This window comes from Bradyrhizobium sp. 930_D9_N1_4 (genome assembly GCF_052076015.1).
Lineage (GTDB): Bacteria > Pseudomonadota > Alphaproteobacteria > Rhizobiales > Xanthobacteraceae > Bradyrhizobium.
On record NZ_CP197236.1, the window covers coordinates 3,891,019 to 3,910,211 of the forward strand.

Consider the following 19,193-nt stretch of genomic DNA (forward strand, 5'->3'; position numbering starts at 1 on the left):
ATGGCAAGTGAAATTCTGATTGTCGATGACGAGGCCGATATTCGCGATCTCGTCGCGGGCATTCTCGAAGACGAGGGTTTTGTCACGCGGACCGCGCGCGACAGTGACTCTGCGCTCGCCGAGATCGCCAACCGCAGGCCGCATCTGGTGTTCCTCGACATCTGGCTCCAGGGCTCCAAGCTCGACGGCTTGCAGTTGCTGGAGCAGGTCAAGAAGGACAATCCCGACCTGCCGGTCGTGATGATCTCCGGCCACGGCAATATCGAGACCGCGGTCGCAGCCATCAAGCGCGGCGCCTACGACTTCATCGAGAAGCCGTTCAAGGCCGACCGGCTGATCCTGGTCGCCAACCGCGCGCTGGAGAACTCGCGGCTCAAGCGCGAGGTCAAGGAGCTGAAGCAACTCGCGCCGAGCGCAAGCTCGCTCGTCGGCCGCTCGCCCAGCATGAACCAGTTGCGCCAGACCATCGACCGCGCGGCGAAAGCCAATAGCCGCATCCTGATCGTCGGCCCCGCCGGCGCCGGCAAGGAGCTGACGGCGCGCACGCTGCATACGGCCTCGGGCCGCGCCGACGGCCCGTTCGTCGTGATCAATGCCGCCGCGATCACGCCGGAGCGCATGGAGCACGAGATGTTCGGGATCGAACAGTCCAACGGCGAGCATGCGCGCAAGCCCGGTGCGCTCGAGGAAGCTCATGGCGGCACGCTGTTCATCGACGAGATCGCGGACATGCCGCGCGAGACCCAGAACAAGATCCTGCGCGTGCTGGTCGAGCAGTCGTTCCAGCGCGTCGGCGGCACCTCAAAAGTGCAGGTCGACGTCCGCATCATCTCGTCCACCGCACGCAATCTCGAAGAGGAGATCGCGGCCGGCCATTTCCGCGAGGACCTCTATCACCGCCTCTCGGTGGTGCCGATCCGCGTGCCGGCGCTCTCGGAGCGGCGCGAGGACATCCCGGAATTGATCGACTATTTCATGGAGCAGATCTCGGCCGGCAGCGGTCTGCCCAAGCGGCAGATCGGGCAGGACGCGATGGCGGTGCTGCAATCGCATGTCTGGCCGGGCAATGTGCGCCAGCTCCGCAACAACGTTGAGAGAGTCATGATTCTGGCCGCGGGTGGTCCGGAGGTCATCATCACCGCCGACATGCTGCCGCAGGATGTCGGCTCGATGGTGCCGGCGATGCCGACCAGCAACAATGGCGAGCACATCATGGGGCTGCCGCTCCGCGAAGCCCGCGAAGTGTTCGAGCGCGACTATTTGATTGCACAGATCAGCCGTTTCTCAGGAAATATTTCTCGCACGGCTGAGTTCGTTGGCATGGAACGGTCGGCATTGCATCGCAAGCTGAAGGCGCTCGGCGTCGGCTAGAGCGCCTTCACGGGAAACGGCATACCGGCTCGCATACAGAATGCGGCTTCCGTCACAGGAATCTCCGGCCCGATTTCAATCGGATCGGGAATGACTCTCGCGCCGCGACGTTGCGGCCGGACGTCAGGGAAAGGCGAGGAAAATCATCGATTTCCGTAGTTTTTCGGGGCAATTCGGCTCGGCCTGCCGCGTGAAGCGGCTTGCCTAATAAGCCGTCCTGCCCTCTAATCGAACGGCTGTTCCTCCGAGGGGGATCTCATGAGGAACGGCAACCGGATGAGACCCCGTATTCTCAAAAGCGGGGCGCAACCGGCGCAATAAAAAGAAACTCAAAGCGAGAAAAAAACAATGGCGGCAGACCGCGCACAAAACCTACAGGACACCTTCCTCAATCACGTTCGCAAAACCAAGACGCCACTGACGATCTTTCTGGTCAACGGAGTGAAGCTCCAGGGCATCGTGACCTGGTTCGACAATTTCTGCTTGCTGCTTCGGCGCGACGGTCATTCGCAGCTTGTCTACAAGCATGCGATTTCGACCATCATGCCGGGCGCTCCGATCCAGTTGTTCGAAGGCGGCGAGGATCAGCCGGCTTGAGAGTGATCTGATTGGAACCCCGGAATTTCGACGGGGAGGCCGACCGTCCGCGGTCGGCAGGGGCCAAGCAAACGGGGCGGGTGCTTGTCATCGGCCCCTACTTGCGGCTGCGTGCGGGAAGTGCCGACGCGCAATCGGAAAGTCATGCCTCGCCTGGTCAAGTCCAGCGCGACGCCGAGGCCCGGCTCGATGAAGCCGCGGGCCTCGCGCGCGCGATTGACCTCGTCATTGCCGACGCCATCATTGCACCGATCAACCAGATCCGCCCGGCCACCTATATCGGCAAGGGCAAGGTCGAGGAGATCGCCGCGCTTGCCAAAAGCCTCGACGTCGAACTCGTTGTGATGGATTGCGCGCTGGCGCCGATCCAGCAGCGCAATCTCGAGAAGGAATTGCAGGCCAAGGTGCTCGACCGCACCGGCCTGATCCTCGAAATCTTCGGCCGCCGCGCCAAGACCAAGGAAGGCTCGCTCCAGGTCGAGCTCGCGCATCTCAACTACCAGCGCTCGCGCCTGGTGCGTTCATGGACCCATCTGGAGCGCCAGCGCGGCGGCTTCGGATTCATGGGTGGCCCCGGCGAGACCCAGATCGAAGCCGACCGCCGCCTGATCCAGGAGCGCATCTCCAAGCTCGAGGGCGAGCTGAAGAAGGTGCAGGCGACGCGGCGCTTGCATCGCGCCGGACGCCAGCGCGTGCCGTATCGGGTGGTGGCGCTGGTCGGCTACACCAACGCCGGCAAGTCGACGCTGTTCAACTGCCTGACCCGTGCCGACGTGCAGGCCGCCGACATGCTGTTCGCCACGCTCGATCCGACGCTGCGTGCGCTCACGCTGCCGCATGGCGGCAAGGCGATGCTCTCGGACACGGTCGGCTTCATCTCGAACTTGCCGACGCAGCTCGTTGCCGCCTTCCGCGCCACGCTGGAGGAAGTGCTGGAAGCCGACGTCATCCTGCATGTGCGCGACATCTCGCATGACGATGCCGAGGCGCAGCAGAGCGACGTCGACGCCGTGCTGCGCCAGCTCGGTATCAACCCTGATGATTCCGGCCGCATCATCGAGGTCTGGAACAAGATCGACCGTTACGATTCCGAACAGCGCGAAGAGCTCCTGAACATCGCCGCGCGCAGGCCGGAGGATCATCCGGCGATGCTGGTATCGGCCGTGTCGGGCGAGGGCGTCGACGCGCTGCTCGCGGCGATCGAGGAACGCCTCGCCGCGAAACGCACCACGCTCGATCTCTCGATCGATGCTGCGGACGGCGCCGGCATCAGCTGGCTGCATCGTAATTCCGAGGTGCTGGCGAAAGAGCTGCACGATGGTCGCTTCGACATGACCGTGCGGGTCGACGAGACCAAACGGGATATCGTGGTGAACAGGTTCGACGCCGTGCCGCGCGTGGCCTGATCTGAAGCCTTCGGGCCAACCGATCAAGTCATCAGATCGAGACGCATGAACTGGTTGTGCGGGCTCGCCTGATAATCCGCGAACGGCTCACAGGATACGAAGCCGGCACTTCGGTAGAGTGCGATCGCCGGCGCATGGAGTGTCGCCGTGCCCGTCTCCAGACTGAGACGCGCATATCCTCGCTTGCGGCCTTCAGCAATGATGTGGTTCAGGATCGTGCGCCCGGCTCCCGTCCGACGCGCCGATGGCGCGGCGCGCATCGACTTCACCTCGCCATGCGTCGTGTCCAGCTGTTTCAGAGCACCGAAGGCAGCCAGCACGCCGTCCTGCCACGCCGTCCAGAACGTCACGGATGCAGCCGAAAGACCGCTGGCGTCCAATGCCTGCGCGTGCTCGCCCATGACGCTGCGGAGTTCTTCCAGATGATGTGCCAACAAGTCGGCGACGTGCGGCGCCGTTGGGTCGTCCTGCCTGATGTCCACTGGCTGCCCTCGCATCAGGTCGCCGTCTTCGCCGCGTTCCACAGCGCGTCCATCTCCGCGAGCGATGCCTGCTCGAGCGTACGGCCCTGCGCCTCCAATGAGCGCTCGATATAGGCAAACCGCCGCTCGAATTTCGCATTCGTCGCGCGCAGTGCGGCCTCCGGATCGGCGTCGACATGGCGGGCGAGATTGACGAGCGCGAACATCAGGTCGCCGGTCTCTTCCGCGATCTCCTGCTTGTCGTTGCGGTCGAGCGCGGCCTCGATCTCGTCGGCTTCCTCGCGGATCTTCTGCAACACCGCGCGCGGGTCGTTCCAGTCGAAGCCGACGGTTGAGGCCTTGCGCTGCAGCTCCATGGCACGCGTCAGCGCCGGCTGGCCGGCCTTGACGCCCGACAGCAGCGATTTGTGCACCGGCGCTTCCTGCGGCGGTCGCCGCGCGGCGCGCTCGGCCTTCTCTTCGGCCTTGATGCGGTCCCAGACGTCCTTGACGTGGTGCGGCGTGAGATTGCCGTCCTTGTCGGCGAAGACATGGGGATGCCTCCGGATCATTTTTCGCGTGATGGCTTCGACGACGTCTCCAAACGCGAACGCGTTCTGCTCCGACGCCATCTGGGCGTGGAACACGACCTGCAGCAGGAGGTCGCCGAGTTCTTCGCGCAGATCGTCGAGATCCTCGCGGTCGATCGCGTCGACCACCTCGTGGGCCTCTTCGATCGTGTAGGGAGCAATCGTCGCAAAATTCTGCTCGAGGTCCCAGGGGCAGCCGGTCACCGGCGTGCGCAGCGCCGCCATGATCTCGATCAAGCGGGAAATGTCGCGGGAAGGGGTCATTGCGGGCAGTCTCCTGGGTCTCAAGCCTTATGCCAAAATGAGCCCGCCGTTCCCAGCGTGGCGCAGCGGAACGGGCCGATTTCCACCGATTGGCTGACAGGCTCCACAGTGCTAAAGCGCGGCCATGAGTGACGCATTTTCATCACAAACCGCGCTGGTGCTGTTCTCCGGCGGCCAGGACTCCACCACCTGTCTCGCCTGGGCGCTGAGCCGCTTTGCGCGCGTGGAGACGCTGGGGTTCGAGTATGGCCAGCGCCACGCCGTCGAGCTTGACTGCCGCGACCGGCTGTTCGACGGCATCAGGGGCCTGCGTGCTGATTGGGCCGCCAAGCTCGGCGAGAGCCATACGCTGTCGATCCCGACGCTGGCCGCCGTGTCCGATACGGCACTGACGCGCGACGTCGCGATCGCCATGGGCGCCGACGGCCTGCCCAACACCTTCGTGCCCGGACGTAATCTCGTGTTTTTGACGTTCGCCGCGGCGCTGGCCTACCGGCGCGGCATCACCCACATCGTCGGCGGTATGTGCGAGACCGACTATTCCGGTTATCCCGATTGCCGCAACGACACGATCCAGGCCATGCAGGCCGCGCTCTCGCTCGGCATGGCGAGAGCTTTCGAGTTGCATACGCCGCTGATGTGGATCGACAAGGCGGCGACGTGGCAGCTCGCGCACGACCTCGGCGGCGAGGGGCTGGTCGACCTCATCCGCGAGCAGTCACACACCTGCTATCTCGGCGAACGCGGCGCGCAGCATGACTGGGGCTACGGCTGCGGCGAGTGCCCGGCATGCAGCTTGCGGGCGAAGGGGTGGCGGGAGTTTGTGGCGGGGCGCAAATAGAGCGCTCCGATCTCCGTCGTTACCGTCGTCTCCGCTGTCATCACCCGCGAAAGCGGGTGATCCAGTATTCCAGAGGCGTTCGTGGGATACGGAGAAGCCGCGGCGTACTGGATTCCCCGCTTTCGCGGGGAATGACAGTGTTGGTTGGCGTAGGAGCGTCGGCAAACAAGGCGCTAAGCGGCCAACACTACCTAGCCAAAATCCTCTTCCCGCAACTCGATCGGCTTGCCATGCGGGGTGCGATCCGCCGCATGGTCCCAGGCGTCGCGGTAACGATGCAGGGTTTCCGTCGAGGCGACGCCTTTGCTGGCGACGAGTCCTTCCAGCGTCGCGAGCCAATGCAGGTAATACGTCTCCCCCGTATCGGGATCGCCCGCGGCCTGTGCGCGCTTGATCTCGGAAGCGAGGGCTGCGGCCCATTCCGGCCAGGTGAAGACGCCGCGGTCGTGCAGCGTCAGCGCAATCGCAAACGCATGCGCCTCCCAGGGCGCGCGGAACACCGGGCCGTCGTCGTCGCGCGGAATGCTCGGGATGGCCGCGGTCGCCGCGGCCGCAGCATTGCTGCTCATTACGCCGGGTCCAGGTAAGGCTCGAACGCGTCGATCGAGACCTTCAGGGTCGGATCGCCGTCCGCCCCCCAGAGATCGCGGCCTTCGAACACGACGGTGTAGAGCCATTGCGGGTTCTCGCCGAGCTCCATCGCCGCTGAATCCGGAAACACGTGGCAGCCATGGTTCAGCTCGACCACACCGACATGGCCGCGGACATAGCGCGGCAGCCGCGTATGGGTCGTGGGGTGAATGTTCTTGGCGCGCACGCGGTCACCGATGTTGAATTTCGCCGGTGCAGGCGCCGTGCGGCCGAACTTGCCGCGCACCATGATGCGCTCGACCTGGGTGAGATCGAACTTGCCGTGCTTGAGCGCCTTGCCGGGCTGCATCGCATGGCCGGCGGCGACCTCCTCACGCGTGAGGTAGCCCTTCTCGACCAGCATCTCCTCGAGCCCGAGAAACCATTTCTTGTAGTAGGAGCTGGAGAGATACACGTGCGGGGGCAGCGTCTCGCGATAGAAGCGCGAGGTGTCGATGTTGAAGGCGCCGGCCGCGCCCATCGCGCGCACCATGGCAAGAACACGCGACTCCCATTCCTCGTGAAACATCGGCTCGTTCGGCTCGGCCTCGACCTTGCCGAAGCCGTCCATGCCGCCCATGTCGTGGACGCCGTTCATGACGGCGCTCCGGGCGCTTTGGCAAAGCCGGTACCGATCATGGAATCGCGCGTGACCAGCTCGGCGAGTTGCTCCTCGCTCCATCCGTCCGTGCCCGCGGGCCGCATCGGGAGCACCAGGAAGCGCGTCTCGGCGGTGGAATCCCAGACCCGGATTTCCATGTCCTTCGGCAGGCTGACATCGAAATCGGCCAGCACGCCGCGTGGGTCTTTCACCGCGCGCGAGCGGTAGGGCGAGGCCTTGTACCAGACCGGCGGCAGGCCCAGCATTTCCCAGGGGTAGCAGGAGCACAGCGTGCACACGACCATGTTGTGCCGCGCAGGCGTGTTCTCGACAACGACGAGATGGTCGCCGACGCGGCTGACATGGCCGAGCGTGCCGATGGCCTTGGAGCCATCCTCCAGCAGCGCCTGCTTGAAGGCCGGATCGGTCCACGCCTTGGCAACGACGCGGGCGCCGTTATGCGGGCCGATCTTGGTCTCATAAGCCTGGATGATGGCATCGAGCGCGGCCGGCTCGACATAGCCCTTCTCCGTCAGAATCGTCTCGAGCGCGCGCACGCGCAGCTCGGTCTCGGACAATTCCGAATGATCGTGATCGTGGTGATGATGGTGGTCGTGATCGTGGCTCATGGGGCCAAAGATAGGCGCAATGGTCCCTGCCTGTCGAGTATGCGTTGCGGCGCAACGGGGTCCCATATTCGTGAGGCCGGGTGTAGGCTGGCGTTGCTGCAAAGCAGATTGGGAGACGCTCGTGACGGATTACGTGAAGATCGAGAAGGGCCTCGGGCCGGAGGGGCGGATCGCGGTGGTGCGCTTCGACCGCGGCGACGGCATCAACGCGCTCTCGCCCGAGGCCCTGCGGCAGTTGACGGCGGCCGCGCGCAGCTTCGAGGATGATGCCGAAACCTCCGTCGTGGTGTTGACCGGCAGCACGAGCACGTTCAGCGCCGGCTTCGATCTCAAGGATGCCGAAGGGCGCTCGCGCAAGGAGATGGATCTCGGCACGCTGCGGCGGCATCTCAAGCTCGGACCGCGCCTGACCCACGCCTGGCAGGAGATGGAGCAGATCACGATCGGCGCGATCGAGGGCTTTTGCGTCGGTGGCGGCGTTGCGCTCGCCGTGGCGCTCGACTTCCGCATCATGGGCCGGGACGCGCATCTGCGCGTGCCCGAGATCGGGCTCGGCATGAACATGAGCTGGCAGAGCATTCCGCGCATGCTGCATCTGATGGGGCCGGCCCGCACCAAGCAGGCGGTCATTCTGGCCAATGACCGCATCAGCGCAGACGAGGCCTATGAATGGCGCCTGGTGGAGCAGGTGGTCGATCCCGGCCATGCGTTCGATGCCGCGATGGAGCTTGCACGCAAAGTGGCCGCGCAGCCGCCGGTTTCGGTCGCGATGACGAAGCTGACGGTCAACCGGCTCACGCATGCGCTGGACGATCTCGCCAGTCACATGGACGTCGACCAGTTCGCGCTCGCCGGCTTCAGCGAGGACCACAAGGAGGGGGTGGATGCGTTCCTGACGCGACGCAAACCGCGCTTCAGGGGGCGGTAGAACCCATTGATAGCGTCGCCGACAGTCCGTATACGCCGCGCTGGGACAATAGCAGGCTCGGTCAACGAGCCGCATGACGCGACGACAATCAGGGGGAGGGTCCATGACCGCCAGTTCTCAGGCGCCGGAAGCAAAAGGGTTTCGCTGGAAGCTGATCGCACCGCTCGTGGTGTGGCTGGCGATCTATCTGTGGCCGGTGCCGACGGGCCTCAACGTCAACCAGTGGCACTATTTTGCCGTGTTCGCGGCGGTCATCACCGGGCTCATTCTGGAGTCGATGCCGGTCGGCGCGGTCGGCTTTATCGGCCTGACGGTGGCAGGCGTCGCCGGTTATATCGACGCCGATCCCGGCAAATCGCTGCGCTGGATGCTGGCAGGCTTTGCCGAGAGCACGGTGTGGTTGATCGTCGGGGCTTTCGTGTTCTCGATCGGTTACCGCAAGAGCCAACTCGGCCGGCGCATCGCGCTGGCGCTTGTGCAGAAGCTCGGGCGGAATACGCTTGGCCTGGGTTACGCGGTGGCGATGTCCGACTTCCTGCTGGCGCCGGCGACGCCGTCCAATACCGCGCGCAGCGGCGGCATCGTCTATCCCATCATCAGCAACATTCCCCGCATCTACGGCTCCGAGCCCGGGCCGACTGCCGGCAGGATCGGCACCTATGTGATGTGGACGGCATTCGCCGCGACCGCGATCACCAGCTCGCTGTTTTTCACCGCGCTTGCACCGAACGCGGCAGCGCTGGCGATCGCCAAGAAGACCGCCGGTGTTGAGGTGAGCTGGGCGCAATGGTTCATCGGCTTTGCGCCGCTCGGCATCCTCCTGATGGTCGTCGTCCCGCTGCTGAGTTACATCGTGTGCCGGCCGGAGGTGAAGCGCAGTCCCGAAATATCCGAATGGGCGGCGAAGGAGCTCGCCGAGATGGGCCCGATGTCGCGCAACGAGTGGATCATGCTGGCCCTGATCATCCTCGCGATGTTCCTGTGGATCGCCGGCTCCAGCCCGGACATCCACGTGCCGCTATTGGGCTCGAACTTCGTCAACGCCACCACCGTCGTCTTCATCGTGATCTCGCTGATGCTCGTGACGGGCGTGATCGAGTTTGCCGACATCGTCAGCGAGAAGAGCGCCTGGGAGGTGTTCTTCTATTTCACCTCGCTGCTGACGCTGGCCTCGGGCCTCAACGAGATCGGCTTCATCAAATGGTTCGCGACCGAATACGCCAAACCGCTCGCGGGTCTGTCGCCGTCGACCGCGATGCTGTTGCTGGTCGCGCTGTTCTTCTGGATCCACTATTTCTTTTCGAGCATTACCTCGCATGCCGCTGCCGTGCTGCCGGTGGTGCTCGCGGTCGGATCGGGCATTCCCGGCCTGCCGGTCACGACGCTTGCGATGCTCTGCATGTATTCGCTCGGCCTGATGGGTGTGATCTCGCCATACGCGACGGGGCCCGCGCCGATGTATTTTGGGAGCGGCTATATCGGGAAGAGGCAGTTCTGGGGCTTTGGGCTGCTATTCGGGCTGCTGTATTTCGCGGGCCTGCTGATGATCGTGATGCCTTGGTTGAATATGGTCCGGTGAGCCGGGCAGGAGGCTGATACCCCCGGCGAAGGGAATATTCTTCTCCGGAGAGGGATTGGGGAAACTTCATCCACCCCCTCCCAAATATCTGAAATTGCAAGAAAGACCTGAAAAGGCGATGGTGCGTGCTGCAGTGCAGCGCACATCACGGCGCGGTCTCTGTTCCCCGTCGCTGAATGCGACCTGGTTCCCGTGCGCCTCCCGGCGGGCGAGCCGGCGAATTATTGTGCATGAAGGCCGCTTCCATGAACGCCCACCAATCGCTCGCGATCGGACAGCCGCTCGAAACGCTTGAAGCGATTTCACCTGCCGCGGCTGAATCGGACGCTATGGTTCGTTTCGAAGGCATCTCGAAGATCTATCCGGCCTATCGAAACAAGCCCGGCGTCAACGCGCTGCAGGACATCGACTTCGCGATTCCGCGCGGCTCCATCACCGGTGTGATCGGCCGCTCCGGCGCCGGCAAGTCGAGCCTGGTCAGGCTCATCAACGGGCTGGAGAAACCGACCACCGGCCGCGTCATCGTCGACAACAGAGATATCTCGGCACTGGCCGGCCGCGAGCTGCGGCTGGCGCAGCGCTCGATCGGCATGATCTTCCAGCACTTCAACCTGCTGTCGTCGCGCACCGCGGCCGACAATATCGCGCTGCCGCTTGAAATCGCGGGCTGGGCCAAAGCCGATATCAAGAGCCGCGTCGCCGAGCTGCTCGACCTGGTCGACATCGCTGACAAGCACGACCGCTATCCGTCTGAGCTTTCCGGCGGCCAGAAGCAGCGCGTCGGCATCGCCCGCGCACTGGCGACGCGGCCGGACGTGCTGCTGTCGGACGAGGCGACCTCCGCGCTCGATCCGCAGACCACACGCGCCATCCTCGATCTGCTTGCGAACATCAATCGCGAGCTGGGCGTGACCATAGTGCTGATCACCCATGAAATGTCCGTCGTCCGCCAGCTCGCCAAGGAAGTGGTGGTGTTGGATGCCGGCCATGTCGTCGAGAGCGGCCATGTCGCCGACATTTTCACGCACCCGAGGCATCCGATCACGCAGTCCTTCCTCGCCGAAGCGATCGGCGACAGCCTGCCGGTCTCGCTGGCGAGCCGGATCGTCACGGAGCCGTCCGCTGGCGGACAGGCCGTGATCCGCGTCCAGGTGCGCGGGGCAGGGGCCGGCGACACGGTGGTGGCGCGGCTCGCACGCGAGCTCGGTCTCGACGTGGCGTTGTTGTCGGCGCGCATCGACGAGATCGGCGGCCAGCATGTCGGCTCGCTCACATTAGGTATTCCCGGTGGCGAGGACGCGGTGACGCGAACGCTGGCCTGGCTGTCTCAATATCAATTCTCGGCGGAGCGTCTCGGCTATGTCGCCTGAACTCATCAACCTGATCATCCAGGCCACCGGCGAAAGCCTGTACATGGTCGGCATCGCGGCGCTGCTCGGCACCGCCTTCGGCCTGCCGCTCGGCGTCTTTCTCGCGACCAGCCGCAAGGGGGAGCTGTTCTCTGCGCCCGCCATCAACCGCGTGCTCGGCATCGTCGTCAATGCGACGCGGTCCACGCCGTTCATCATTCTGGTCGTCGCGATCATCCCGTTCACGCGGCTCGTGGCCGGCACGTCGATCGGCTCGACCGCGGCGATCGTGCCGCTGGTGATCGCATCGACGCCGTTCATCGCGCGCCTCGTCGAAGCTGCGATCCGTGAAGTCGATGGCGGCCTGATCGAAACCGCGTCCTCGTTCGGCGCTTCGCCGATCCAGATCGTGCTCAAGGTGCTGATCCCGGAGGCATTGCCGGGCCTGCTGCTGGCGCTGACGCTCGCAGTGGTCAGCCTGCTCGGTTACTCCGCCATGGTCGGTGCTGTCGGTGGCGGCGGCTTGGGCGACCTCGGCATCCGCTACGGCTACCAGCGTTTCATGCCGGAGATGATGCTCGCCGTCGTCGTCGTGCTGATTGCGCTGGTGCAGCTCGTGCAGAGCGCGGGCGACTATCTGGCACGCCGGGTCAATCGCCGGCTCCGGCACCGCTAATTCAAACTTCCTGACACTGGAGACTTCCATGCGCTTTCTCGCAACCCTTGCGGCTGCAGCCTTGCTTGCGACCACGGCTCACGCCGAAACCATCCGCGTCGGCGTCACCGCCGGTCCCCATGCCGAGATCCTCGATGTCGTGAAGAAGGTCGGCGCCGAACGCGGCCTCGACATCAAGGTGGTCGAATTCACCGACTACGTGATCCCGAACCAGGCGCTAGCGCTGAAGGACCTCGAGGCCAACTCGTTCCAGCACGAGCCGTATTTGAAGAACCAGCTCTCCAAGACCGGCTGGAAGATCGTCAAGGTCGCGAACACGATCGGCTCACCCCAGGGCGTCTATTCGCAGAAATACAAGAAGCTCGCCGACCTGCCGGAAGGCGCCCGCGTCGCGATCGCCAACGATCCCACCAACGGCGCCCGCGGCTTGATGATCCTTGCGCTGCACGGCGTGATCAAGCTGAAGGACGCGAACAACGTCGCGTCGACCATCGCGGACATCACCGACAATCCGAAGAAGCTCCGCTTCGTCGAGCTCGATGCCGCCCAGCTTCCACGCGCGTTGCAGGACGTCGACGTCGTCTCGATCAACAACAATTACGCCGTACAGGCCGGCCTCAATCCGGCGACCGACGCGATCGCCCGCGAAAACCCTGATGGCCCCTGGGTCAACATCCTCGCCGTCCGCGAGGAGGACAAGGACAAGCCGTGGGTGAAGCAGCTGATCGAGGCCTATCACTCGGACCAGGTGAAGGCGTTCCTGGAGACGCGCTTCAAAGGCACTTATCTGCCGACCTGGTAACATGCCCGGCCTACATGGTTCGAGACGCCCGCTCGCGCGGGCTCCTCACCATGAGGGTCTGATATCTCTCGCCGCCAAACGCGACCTCATCCTGAGGGCCTGCTGAAGGCAGGCGTCTCGAAGGATGGCCGCAAGCGACGTGCTCGCCACGTCTTCATCCCGGCCAAGGGTCGGAACGCGCGTCAGGCAGCGAGCCTGGCGCGCCGCAGCGTTTCCGAGGGCAGCTCGGAGAAGTGGCGCTTGTAGTCCAGCGAGAACTGGCTGAAGTGCCAGATGCCGTGCTGCACGGCGACGTCGTAGACCGAGCTCCCGGTACCGCGCTTGAGGTCGCGCCGCACGCGGTTCAGACGCATTGCGCGCCAATAGTGCATCGGGCTCGTGCCCACGACTTCCTGGAAGCAATAGCCGAGCTTGCGCGGGCTGGCGCCGACCGCCTTGCAGACCTCCAGTAGCGACAGTGCGCGCTCGCCGCTGCCATGCATCAGTTCGCGGGCGCGATCCACGGTGCGCTTGCGCGCGGCGGAGCTGCGGCCGGGATCGCTGGTGCGCGCCGTCGGCAGCATGTCCATGATCTCGACGAGGAGGGCGTCTTCCAGGGCCTGCCTTGCGTCCGGATCGTCGAAGTTTTCAGGGGCGGCCGTGATGGTCTCTTGAATGGCGGCCAGATGCGCGCGCAGCCGCGCGACCGGTGCTTCCGCCGTCTCGATCATCCGCAACTGGTGCCAGACGGCGCGCGGCAATTCGATATCGAGCCGGGCGGCAAGCTCCGCGATCAGCACCGTGCTGGCGACGACTCCGCGCAGCTCGAAGGCCTTCGGTGTGCACATGTCGATCTCGGCGTCGATGCTGGCGAGCACGCGGGCGCCCCTGGCGCTGGTCCCGTTGCAGCTGATTTCGCCTTGGCCGTCCCAGGGCAGGCCGATGCCGAAGCTGTCGGCACCGAGCTGGCCGTATTGGCGTACCTGCTGGCTGGTGATTTCGCGGAACACTTCGAGCCGGGGCAGGGAGAGTTGCGTAAAGCTGCCCCGAAAAGCGCCGGCGCTGATCTGGTCGTAGCTCAGCCGCCAGCGGCCGAGCGTGGCGCAATGCTCGTCGACATCGGTGCTAACAGCCTGGAGCAGGCTGCCAGCCGATTCTTGAATCGGAAGAGTTGCACTTAAGGCCATGACAGCACGTCAGAATTCTCCAGCCAAATAGCTGGCAAGAACCACGCCAGACTGGCACGGCCATGGGCCGTGTCCAGCAAAATATTGCTGGATCTCGATAACGTCCGATCCAGCCTTCCGTGCAGTCTTCCTCCCCAGCCGTTCCCGACACCGGGGTTGGGACGGCTTGGCGGAGGGATCGAGATGCGACCGACGGACATCATGCGCGGCAGCCCGCCCGCACCCGAGGCTCAGGTGACCCGCGCCAACTGGCGCAGCTTTCCTGCGATCCGCTGGGGCTTCACCCACACCCGCGAAGTGCTGCCGACCGCCGAGGTCCGCCGGTCTGCGCAGCCGACACCGATGCCGAGCGCGCCACGCGAGCTGTCAAAGCTCGGCTTCACCGCGCCGGACGGCAAGCCGACCACGATCGAGGCCACGCTGCGCGAGACCTTCGCCGATACGCTGCTTGTGATGCACCGGGGCACGCTGATCCACGAATGGTATGGCGACGGCATGAGCGTGACGACGCCGCATCTGATCTGCTCGATCAGCAAGGCGGTGGCCGGCACACTCGGTGGCGTGCTGGCAGCGCGCGGCTTGCTCGATCCGGATGCGAGGGTGGTGCGCTACGTGCCGGAGCTGGAGGCGTCCGTCTATGGCAGTTGCACTGTGCGCAACCTTCTCGACATGGCCGTGGCGATCCAGTTCGAGGAGGACTACGAGGATCCCGCCGGCGACGTCGCCCGCTATCGCTTCTCCTCGGGCTGGGACGTGCCGCCGCCGGGCGTCGAGGCCGGGCATCAGCGCGCCTATCTCACCACGCTGCGCGGCACCGGCAAGCCGCACGGCAAGGTGTTCCACTACGTCTCGACCAACACCGAGGTCCTCGGCTGGGTCTATGAGCGCGCCTGCGGAATGCCTTACCACCGCATCCTCTCCGACTATCTCTGGCAGCCGATGGGAGCCGAAGAGGACGGTTCGCTCACGCTCGACAGCCATGGCATGGGCCGCATCGCCGGCGGCCTCTCGGTCACCGCGCGCGATCTCCTCCGCTTCGGCGAGATGATGCGCAATCGCGGCGTGGTCGAGGGACGGCAGGTCGTGCCGGGCTGGTGGATCGACGACATCCGCGAGAATGGCGATCCCAAAGCCTGGGCTGACGGCGACCTCGCCGAATTCTTCCCCGGCGCGCGCTATCGCAGCAAATGGTTCACGATCGACCCGGCGCGCAATGCACTGACCGGGATCGGCATCCACGGCCAGCACCTCTATGTCGATCTCGACTCCGACACCGTCATCGTCAAGCTCGCGACGCAGCCGAAGGCGATGGACGTCCCGATCGACCAACGCTGGTTCGCCGCCTTCCGCGCCATCACCACGCATCTCGCCTAGCACTGACCTCCGGACATCATCATGCTCGATACCGTCAAAGCCAAATCGCCAGCGCAGACCGCCGCGCTGCATCCGCTCGATCCCCTGACCGCGGACGAGATCACTGCGGCCTGCACCCTGGTGCGCACGGCTGCGACCTCGCCCGAGAATTGCCGCTTCCCGACGGTGCGGCTGGAGGAGCCGACCAAGCAAGAGCTGGCTGCGGGCGGAACGCCGCGCCGCGCCTTCGCGCTGACGCTGGACGTCACCACGGGCGAGGCGATCGAGCACATCGTCGATCTCGCCCGCAACGAGATCGTCGGCCGCAAGATCATTCCGAACCGCGAGGCGCCCTACGGGCAGCCGCCGGTGATGCTGGAAGAGTTCTTCAAGTGCGAGGCGGTGGTGAAGGCCGATCCCGGCTGGCGCGCGGCGATGGTCCGGCGCGGGCTCACCGACAAGGAGATCGAGCTGGTTCAGGTCGATCCGTTCTCCTCGGGCTTCTTCGATTTCGAGTATGAGCGCGGCGCCCGCATCGTGCGTGCCGTCAGCTTTTTCCGCGAGCACCTTCAGGACAACGGCTATGCCCATCCGATCGAGGGCGTCGTCGCCGTGGTCGACCTCATCGGCGGCAAGGTCATCGACCTCACCGACGCAGACCCGATCGTGCCGATCCCGCGCAAGAAGCGGAACTACGGCGCGCATGAGGTCACGAGCCCGCGCACCGACATCAAGCCGCTGCATATCGAACAGCCGGAGGGTGCGAGCTTCAAGGTCGACGGCTGGAAGGTCGACTGGCAGAAATGGAGATTTCGCGTCGGCTTCACGCCGCGCGAGGGCCTGGTGCTGCATCAGCTCGCCTATCAGGACGGGACGCGCAAACGTTCGCTGATCCACCGCGCCAGCGTCACCGAGATGGTGGTGCCCTATGCCGATCCGACGGAGAACCATTTCTGGAAGTCGGCGTTCGATGCCGGCGAATACGGGCTCGGCATGCTCGCCAATGCGCTGGAGCTCGGCTGCGACTGCCTTGGCAACATCCACTATTTCGACGTGCCCGCCGCGGACAACAAGGGCGAACCCTTCGTCATGCAGAACGCCATCTGCATGCATGAAGAAGACTACGGAATTGCCTGGAAACATTACGAATTCCGCAACGGCCTGTTCGAGGTCCGGCGCTCGCGGCGGCTCGTGATCTCGTTCTTCGCGACCGTCGGCAATTACGATTACGGCTTCTACTGGTATCTGTACCAGGACGGCACGATCCAGCTCGAGACGAAACTCACCGGCATCATCCAGACTGCCGCCGTGCTATCAGGCGAAAAGTACAAATGGGGCGGCATGGTCGACGACAATCTCGGCGGTCCGACGCACCAGCACTTCTTCAACGTGCGCATGCACATGGATCTCGACGGCGGCGGTAACACCGTCACCGAGCACGACTTCGTGCCGCGGCCCTGGGGCCACGACAATCCGCATGGCAACGCCTTCGACACCACGACGCGGGTGCTGTCGCGCGAGCGCGATGCGGCGGCGATCGCCAATGGTGAGACCGGGCGGTTCTGGAAGATCAGCAATCCCAACGAGACCAATTCGGTCGGCAATGCGCCGGCCTACAAGCTCGTGGTCAATCCGAGCCCGCTGATGCTGGCGCAGGAGGGCAGCTATGTGCGCAAGCGCGGCGGCTTTGCGACGAAGCATGTCTGGGTCACGGCGTTCGATGCGGCGGAAAAGTACGCCAGCGGCGATTATCCCAACGTCCATGCCGGCGGCGACGGCCTGCCGCGCTACGCAGCCCAGAACCGCAACATCGAGAATACCGATATCGTGCTGTGGCACTCGTTTGGCCACACCCATATCTGCAAGCCCGAAGATTTCCCGATCATGCCGGTCGAATATGCCGGCTTCATGCTGAAGCCGACCGGCTTCTTCGCGGCCAATGCCGCCGGCGACATCCCGCCGGAGCGTAACAGCCGCAGCGTGCTGGCGGGCGAACAGAAGGATGCCGGCGGCTCGTGCTGTAAGATTTAGGCCGTCGGCGGATAATAGAGAAACTCGATCATCAGGCAGCCGTCACGGGTGAAGAACGGTCCATGCGCGACATGGGCCGGCCGCACGGCATAAGTGCCGGCCTCCAGCAGCTGTTCTTCCTGCGATGCAGTGCCGATCGACAGCGTGCCCGACACCAGGAAGACCTCCTCGCACCAATCATGCGAGACCGGATGTTCCACCGACGCGCCGGCGGCCCAGCGCGACAGGCGGGTTACCGCGCCCGTCTTGCTCGGGTGATCGAAGCGGCCGGACAGGATCTTTTCCTCGACGCCGACATAGCCGGGGATGGCGCGCCAGCCATCCGCGGCCAGCGCGTTGAAAAACTCCCGGTGGTCCTTCATGAACCGACCGAAGCCGGGCTCCGCCATGTCTTCATCCCCCAAACTGACTCGGAAGCGAGCCTATCGCAGACACACGACGTTTCCCACCCAGTGCCGATCAGAACGGATAGTGCCGCGGGCCGGTCTGCAACGTGATCCAGCGCAGCTCGGTGAATTCGTCGATGGCGGCCTTGCCGCCGAAGCGGCCGTAGCCTGATGCCTTGGTGCCGCCGAACGGCATCTGCGGCTCGTCATGCACCGTCGGGGCGTTGACGTGGCAGATGCCGGCCTCGATCCGTTTGGCAACGGCCAGTGCCCGCGCGATGTCGCGGCCGAACACGGCGGAGGAGAGGCCATATTCGGTGTCGTTGGCGACGCGCACGGCCTCGTCGACCCCGCTGACGCGCACGACGGTCACGACCGGGCCGAAGCTTTCCTCGCCATAGATACGCATCGCGGGGGTGACGTGATCGACGATCGTCGCCGGCATGATCGTGCCGCTGCCGTGTCCGCCGGCGGCAACCACCGCGCCCTTAGCGACGGCATCGTCGATCAGGCCGCGGACGCGATCGCAGGCGGCGCCGCTGACCAGCGAGCCTAACACGACATTGCCCTTGCGGGGATCGCCGAAGGGAAGACCGTTCGCTTTCGCAGCGAATTTGGCGATGAAGGCATCCGCGACCTTGTCGTCGACGACGATGCGCTCCGTCGACATGCAGATCTGGCCCTGGTTCATGAAGGCGCCGAAGGCAGCCGCGTTCACGGCGGCGTCGAGGTCGGCGTCGTCAAGAATGACGAGCGGGGCCTTGCCGCCGAGCTCCAGCAGCGCACGCTTCAAATGCTTTGCGCAAGCCAGCGCGATGAGGCGGCCGACCCGGGTCGAGCCTGTGAAGTTAACGCGGCGGACGGCGGGATGCGCGATCAGCGCCTCGACTACGGCCTGCGCATCCTCCGGCGCGTTGGTCACGACATTGACGACGCCATCGCCGAGGCCGGCTTCAGCGAGGCAGCTTCCGATCAGCCGGTGCACGCCCGGGCTCATCTCGGAGGCCTTCAGCACCACCGTGTTGCCGCAGGCGAGCGGCATCGCGACCGAGCGCACGCCAAGGATCACGGGCGCGTTCCACGGCGCAATGCCGAGCACCACGCCGACCGGCTGGCGGAAGGCCAAGGCGAGATTGTCCGGCTTGTCGGTCGGAATGACTTCACCGGAAATCTGCGTCGTCATGGCGGCGGCCTCGCGCAGCATGCCTTCGGCCAGATGCACGTTGAAGCCGGCCCAGCCCGCGGTGGCGCCGGTCTCGGCCACCATCAGCGCGGTGAATTCCGGCGCCCGGCGCGCGAGGATGTCGGCGGCGGCGCTGAGCCGCTTGCGGCGCTCGGACGGGCCGAGCTGCGACCAGGCCGGGAAGGCGGCGGCCGCAGCGTCGGCGGCACGCATGGCATCCTCGATCGAGGCCGCCGCCACGGTTGTCGCGACCTCGCCGGAGATCGGGTTGTGGCGCTGGAAAGTGCGCTGATTGCTGGCCGCCTGGTCCTTGCCGCCGATGAGAAGGTCGATTGCGTTCATGGCGCTCT

At 64.9% G+C, this 19,193-nt stretch carries 19 protein-coding genes; 11 read left to right on the top strand and 8 right to left on the bottom strand.

Annotated elements, in window-relative coordinates:
- The 3 genes from ntrX to hflX all read left to right on the top strand — a co-directional run bounded on the left by ntrX (position 1) and on the right by hflX (position 3,374).
- Positions 1-1,371: a nitrogen assimilation response regulator NtrX gene (gene ntrX, locus AB7532_RS18330; RefSeq protein ID WP_441236166.1), complete on the top strand. Its 1,371-nt coding sequence runs from the start codon at positions 1-3 to the stop codon at positions 1,369-1,371.
- 348 nt (positions 1,372-1,719) lie between these two features.
- Positions 1,720-1,968 carry an RNA chaperone Hfq gene (gene hfq, locus AB7532_RS18335; protein WP_007591126.1) on the top strand — a complete coding sequence of 83 codons (249 nt, stop codon included), beginning with the start codon at positions 1,720-1,722 and terminating at the stop codon, positions 1,966-1,968.
- A gap of 11 nt (positions 1,969-1,979) precedes the next feature.
- Complete coding sequence (gene hflX, locus AB7532_RS18340; protein WP_441236167.1) at positions 1,980-3,374, top strand: GTPase HflX; 1,395 nt, start codon at positions 1,980-1,982, stop codon at positions 3,372-3,374.
- 23 nt (positions 3,375-3,397) lie between these two features.
- Here the strand turns inward: hflX and AB7532_RS18345 are convergent, their stop codons facing one another.
- Positions 3,398-3,898, bottom strand: a complete 501-nt coding sequence (locus tag AB7532_RS18345; RefSeq protein ID WP_441236168.1) for a GNAT family N-acetyltransferase — start codon at positions 3,896-3,898, stop codon at positions 3,398-3,400.
- Complete coding sequence (gene mazG, locus AB7532_RS18350; protein ID WP_441236169.1) at positions 3,871-4,689, bottom strand: nucleoside triphosphate pyrophosphohydrolase; 819 nt, start codon at positions 4,687-4,689, stop codon at positions 3,871-3,873. The genes AB7532_RS18345 and mazG overlap by 28 nt, the downstream gene beginning before the upstream one ends.
- A gap of 124 nt (positions 4,690-4,813) precedes the next feature.
- Between mazG and queC the strand changes: the two genes are divergently transcribed.
- Positions 4,814-5,530, top strand: coding sequence for a 7-cyano-7-deazaguanine synthase QueC (gene queC, locus AB7532_RS18355; RefSeq protein WP_441236170.1), 717 nt, complete (start codon positions 4,814-4,816; stop codon positions 5,528-5,530).
- A gap of 191 nt (positions 5,531-5,721) precedes the next feature.
- Here queC and AB7532_RS18360 read toward each other — a convergent pair whose 3' ends face one another.
- From AB7532_RS18360 to nthA, 3 genes are read right to left on the bottom strand one after another with little or no spacing between them, the layout of a single operon-like run.
- Complete coding sequence (locus tag AB7532_RS18360; RefSeq protein ID WP_441236171.1) at positions 5,722-6,099, bottom strand: nitrile hydratase accessory protein; 378 nt, start codon at positions 6,097-6,099, stop codon at positions 5,722-5,724.
- A complete protein-coding gene (gene nthB, locus AB7532_RS18365; RefSeq protein WP_441236172.1) occupies positions 6,099-6,758 on the bottom strand; it encodes a nitrile hydratase subunit beta in 660 nt (219 codons plus the stop codon). The genes AB7532_RS18360 and nthB overlap by 1 nt, the downstream gene beginning before the upstream one ends.
- Positions 6,755-7,390: a nitrile hydratase subunit alpha gene (nthA, locus tag AB7532_RS18370; protein WP_441236173.1), complete on the bottom strand. Its 636-nt coding sequence runs from the start codon at positions 7,388-7,390 to the stop codon at positions 6,755-6,757. Before nthA ends, nthB begins: the two co-directional genes overlap by 4 nt.
- A gap of 121 nt (positions 7,391-7,511) precedes the next feature.
- On the opposite strand from nthA, the gene AB7532_RS18375 reads away from it, so the two are divergent.
- The 5 genes from AB7532_RS18375 to AB7532_RS18395 all read left to right on the top strand — a co-directional run bounded on the left by AB7532_RS18375 (position 7,512) and on the right by AB7532_RS18395 (position 12,724).
- Positions 7,512-8,318 (top strand): enoyl-CoA hydratase/isomerase family protein, encoded by an 807-nt coding sequence (locus AB7532_RS18375; RefSeq protein ID WP_441236174.1) that lies wholly within the window; start codon positions 7,512-7,514, stop codon positions 8,316-8,318.
- Positions 8,319-8,421: 103 nt separating this feature from the next.
- Positions 8,422-9,897 (top strand): DASS family sodium-coupled anion symporter, encoded by a 1,476-nt coding sequence (locus tag AB7532_RS18380; RefSeq protein ID WP_441236175.1) that lies wholly within the window; start codon positions 8,422-8,424, stop codon positions 9,895-9,897.
- A 230-nt stretch (positions 9,898-10,127) separates the two neighbouring features.
- Positions 10,128-11,267: a methionine ABC transporter ATP-binding protein gene (locus tag AB7532_RS18385; RefSeq protein ID WP_441236176.1), complete on the top strand. Its 1,140-nt coding sequence runs from the start codon at positions 10,128-10,130 to the stop codon at positions 11,265-11,267.
- Complete coding sequence (locus AB7532_RS18390; protein WP_441236177.1) at positions 11,257-11,922, top strand: methionine ABC transporter permease; 666 nt, start codon at positions 11,257-11,259, stop codon at positions 11,920-11,922. The genes AB7532_RS18385 and AB7532_RS18390 overlap by 11 nt, the downstream gene beginning before the upstream one ends.
- Positions 11,923-11,950: 28 nt before the next feature.
- Complete coding sequence (locus AB7532_RS18395; protein WP_441236178.1) at positions 11,951-12,724, top strand: MetQ/NlpA family ABC transporter substrate-binding protein; 774 nt, start codon at positions 11,951-11,953, stop codon at positions 12,722-12,724.
- Positions 12,725-12,906: 182 nt separating this feature from the next.
- Here the strand turns inward: AB7532_RS18395 and AB7532_RS18400 are convergent, their stop codons facing one another.
- On the bottom strand, positions 12,907-13,890 hold the full coding sequence (locus tag AB7532_RS18400; protein ID WP_441236179.1) for a helix-turn-helix domain-containing protein: 984 nt from the start codon (positions 13,888-13,890) through the stop codon (positions 12,907-12,909).
- Between the two features lie 183 nt (positions 13,891-14,073).
- On the opposite strand from AB7532_RS18400, the gene AB7532_RS18405 reads away from it, so the two are divergent.
- On the top strand, positions 14,074-15,264 hold the full coding sequence (locus AB7532_RS18405) for a serine hydrolase domain-containing protein (RefSeq protein ID WP_441236180.1): 1,191 nt from the start codon (positions 14,074-14,076) through the stop codon (positions 15,262-15,264).
- 21 nt (positions 15,265-15,285) lie between these two features.
- Positions 15,286-17,274, top strand: coding sequence for a primary-amine oxidase (locus AB7532_RS18410; protein WP_441236181.1), 1,989 nt, complete (start codon positions 15,286-15,288; stop codon positions 17,272-17,274).
- Here AB7532_RS18410 and AB7532_RS18415 read toward each other — a convergent pair.
- Both AB7532_RS18415 and AB7532_RS18420 read right to left on the bottom strand, forming a co-directional pair.
- Positions 17,271-17,663 (bottom strand): cupin domain-containing protein, encoded by a 393-nt coding sequence (locus tag AB7532_RS18415; protein ID WP_441236182.1) that lies wholly within the window; start codon positions 17,661-17,663, stop codon positions 17,271-17,273. The two genes, AB7532_RS18410 and AB7532_RS18415, sit on opposite strands and share 4 nt — an antisense overlap.
- 70 nt (positions 17,664-17,733) lie before the next feature.
- The gene (locus AB7532_RS18420; protein WP_441236183.1) at positions 17,734-19,185 is read right to left on the bottom strand and encodes an aldehyde dehydrogenase; all 1,452 of its coding nucleotides are present in this window, start codon (positions 19,183-19,185) and stop codon (positions 17,734-17,736) included.
- Between the last annotated feature and the right edge of the window lie 8 nt (positions 19,186-19,193).

What these genes read in the sequence shown, in the direction of transcription:
- ntrX (WP_441236166.1), top strand. Translation starts at nt 1, where the DNA reads ATGGCAAGTGAAATTCTGATTGTCGATGACGAGGCCGATATTCGCGAT.
- hfq (WP_007591126.1), top strand. Translation starts at nt 1,720, where the DNA reads ATGGCGGCAGACCGCGCACAAAACCTACAGGACACCTTCCTCAATCAC.
- mazG (WP_441236169.1), bottom strand. Translation starts at nt 4,689, where the DNA reads ATGACCCCTTCCCGCGACATTTCCCGCTTGATCGAGATCATGGCGGCG.
- queC (WP_441236170.1), top strand. Translation starts at nt 4,814, where the DNA reads ATGAGTGACGCATTTTCATCACAAACCGCGCTGGTGCTGTTCTCCGGC.
- AB7532_RS18360 (WP_441236171.1), bottom strand. Translation starts at nt 6,099, where the DNA reads ATGAGCAGCAATGCTGCGGCCGCGGCGACCGCGGCCATCCCGAGCATT.
- nthB (WP_441236172.1), bottom strand. Translation starts at nt 6,758, where the DNA reads ATGAACGGCGTCCACGACATGGGCGGCATGGACGGCTTCGGCAAGGTC.
- nthA (WP_441236173.1), bottom strand. Translation starts at nt 7,390, where the DNA reads ATGAGCCACGATCACGACCACCATCATCACCACGATCACGATCATTCG.
- AB7532_RS18380 (WP_441236175.1), top strand. Translation starts at nt 8,422, where the DNA reads ATGACCGCCAGTTCTCAGGCGCCGGAAGCAAAAGGGTTTCGCTGGAAG.
- AB7532_RS18385 (WP_441236176.1), top strand. Translation starts at nt 10,128, where the DNA reads ATGAAGGCCGCTTCCATGAACGCCCACCAATCGCTCGCGATCGGACAG.
- AB7532_RS18390 (WP_441236177.1), top strand. Translation starts at nt 11,257, where the DNA reads ATGTCGCCTGAACTCATCAACCTGATCATCCAGGCCACCGGCGAAAGC.
- AB7532_RS18395 (WP_441236178.1), top strand. Translation starts at nt 11,951, where the DNA reads ATGCGCTTTCTCGCAACCCTTGCGGCTGCAGCCTTGCTTGCGACCACG.
- AB7532_RS18400 (WP_441236179.1), bottom strand. Translation starts at nt 13,890, where the DNA reads ATGGCCTTAAGTGCAACTCTTCCGATTCAAGAATCGGCTGGCAGCCTG.
- AB7532_RS18405 (WP_441236180.1), top strand. Translation starts at nt 14,074, where the DNA reads ATGCGACCGACGGACATCATGCGCGGCAGCCCGCCCGCACCCGAGGCT.
- AB7532_RS18410 (WP_441236181.1), top strand. Translation starts at nt 15,286, where the DNA reads ATGCTCGATACCGTCAAAGCCAAATCGCCAGCGCAGACCGCCGCGCTG.
- AB7532_RS18415 (WP_441236182.1), bottom strand. Translation starts at nt 17,663, where the DNA reads ATGGCGGAGCCCGGCTTCGGTCGGTTCATGAAGGACCACCGGGAGTTT.
- AB7532_RS18420 (WP_441236183.1), bottom strand. Translation starts at nt 19,185, where the DNA reads ATGAACGCAATCGACCTTCTCATCGGCGGCAAGGACCAGGCGGCCAGC.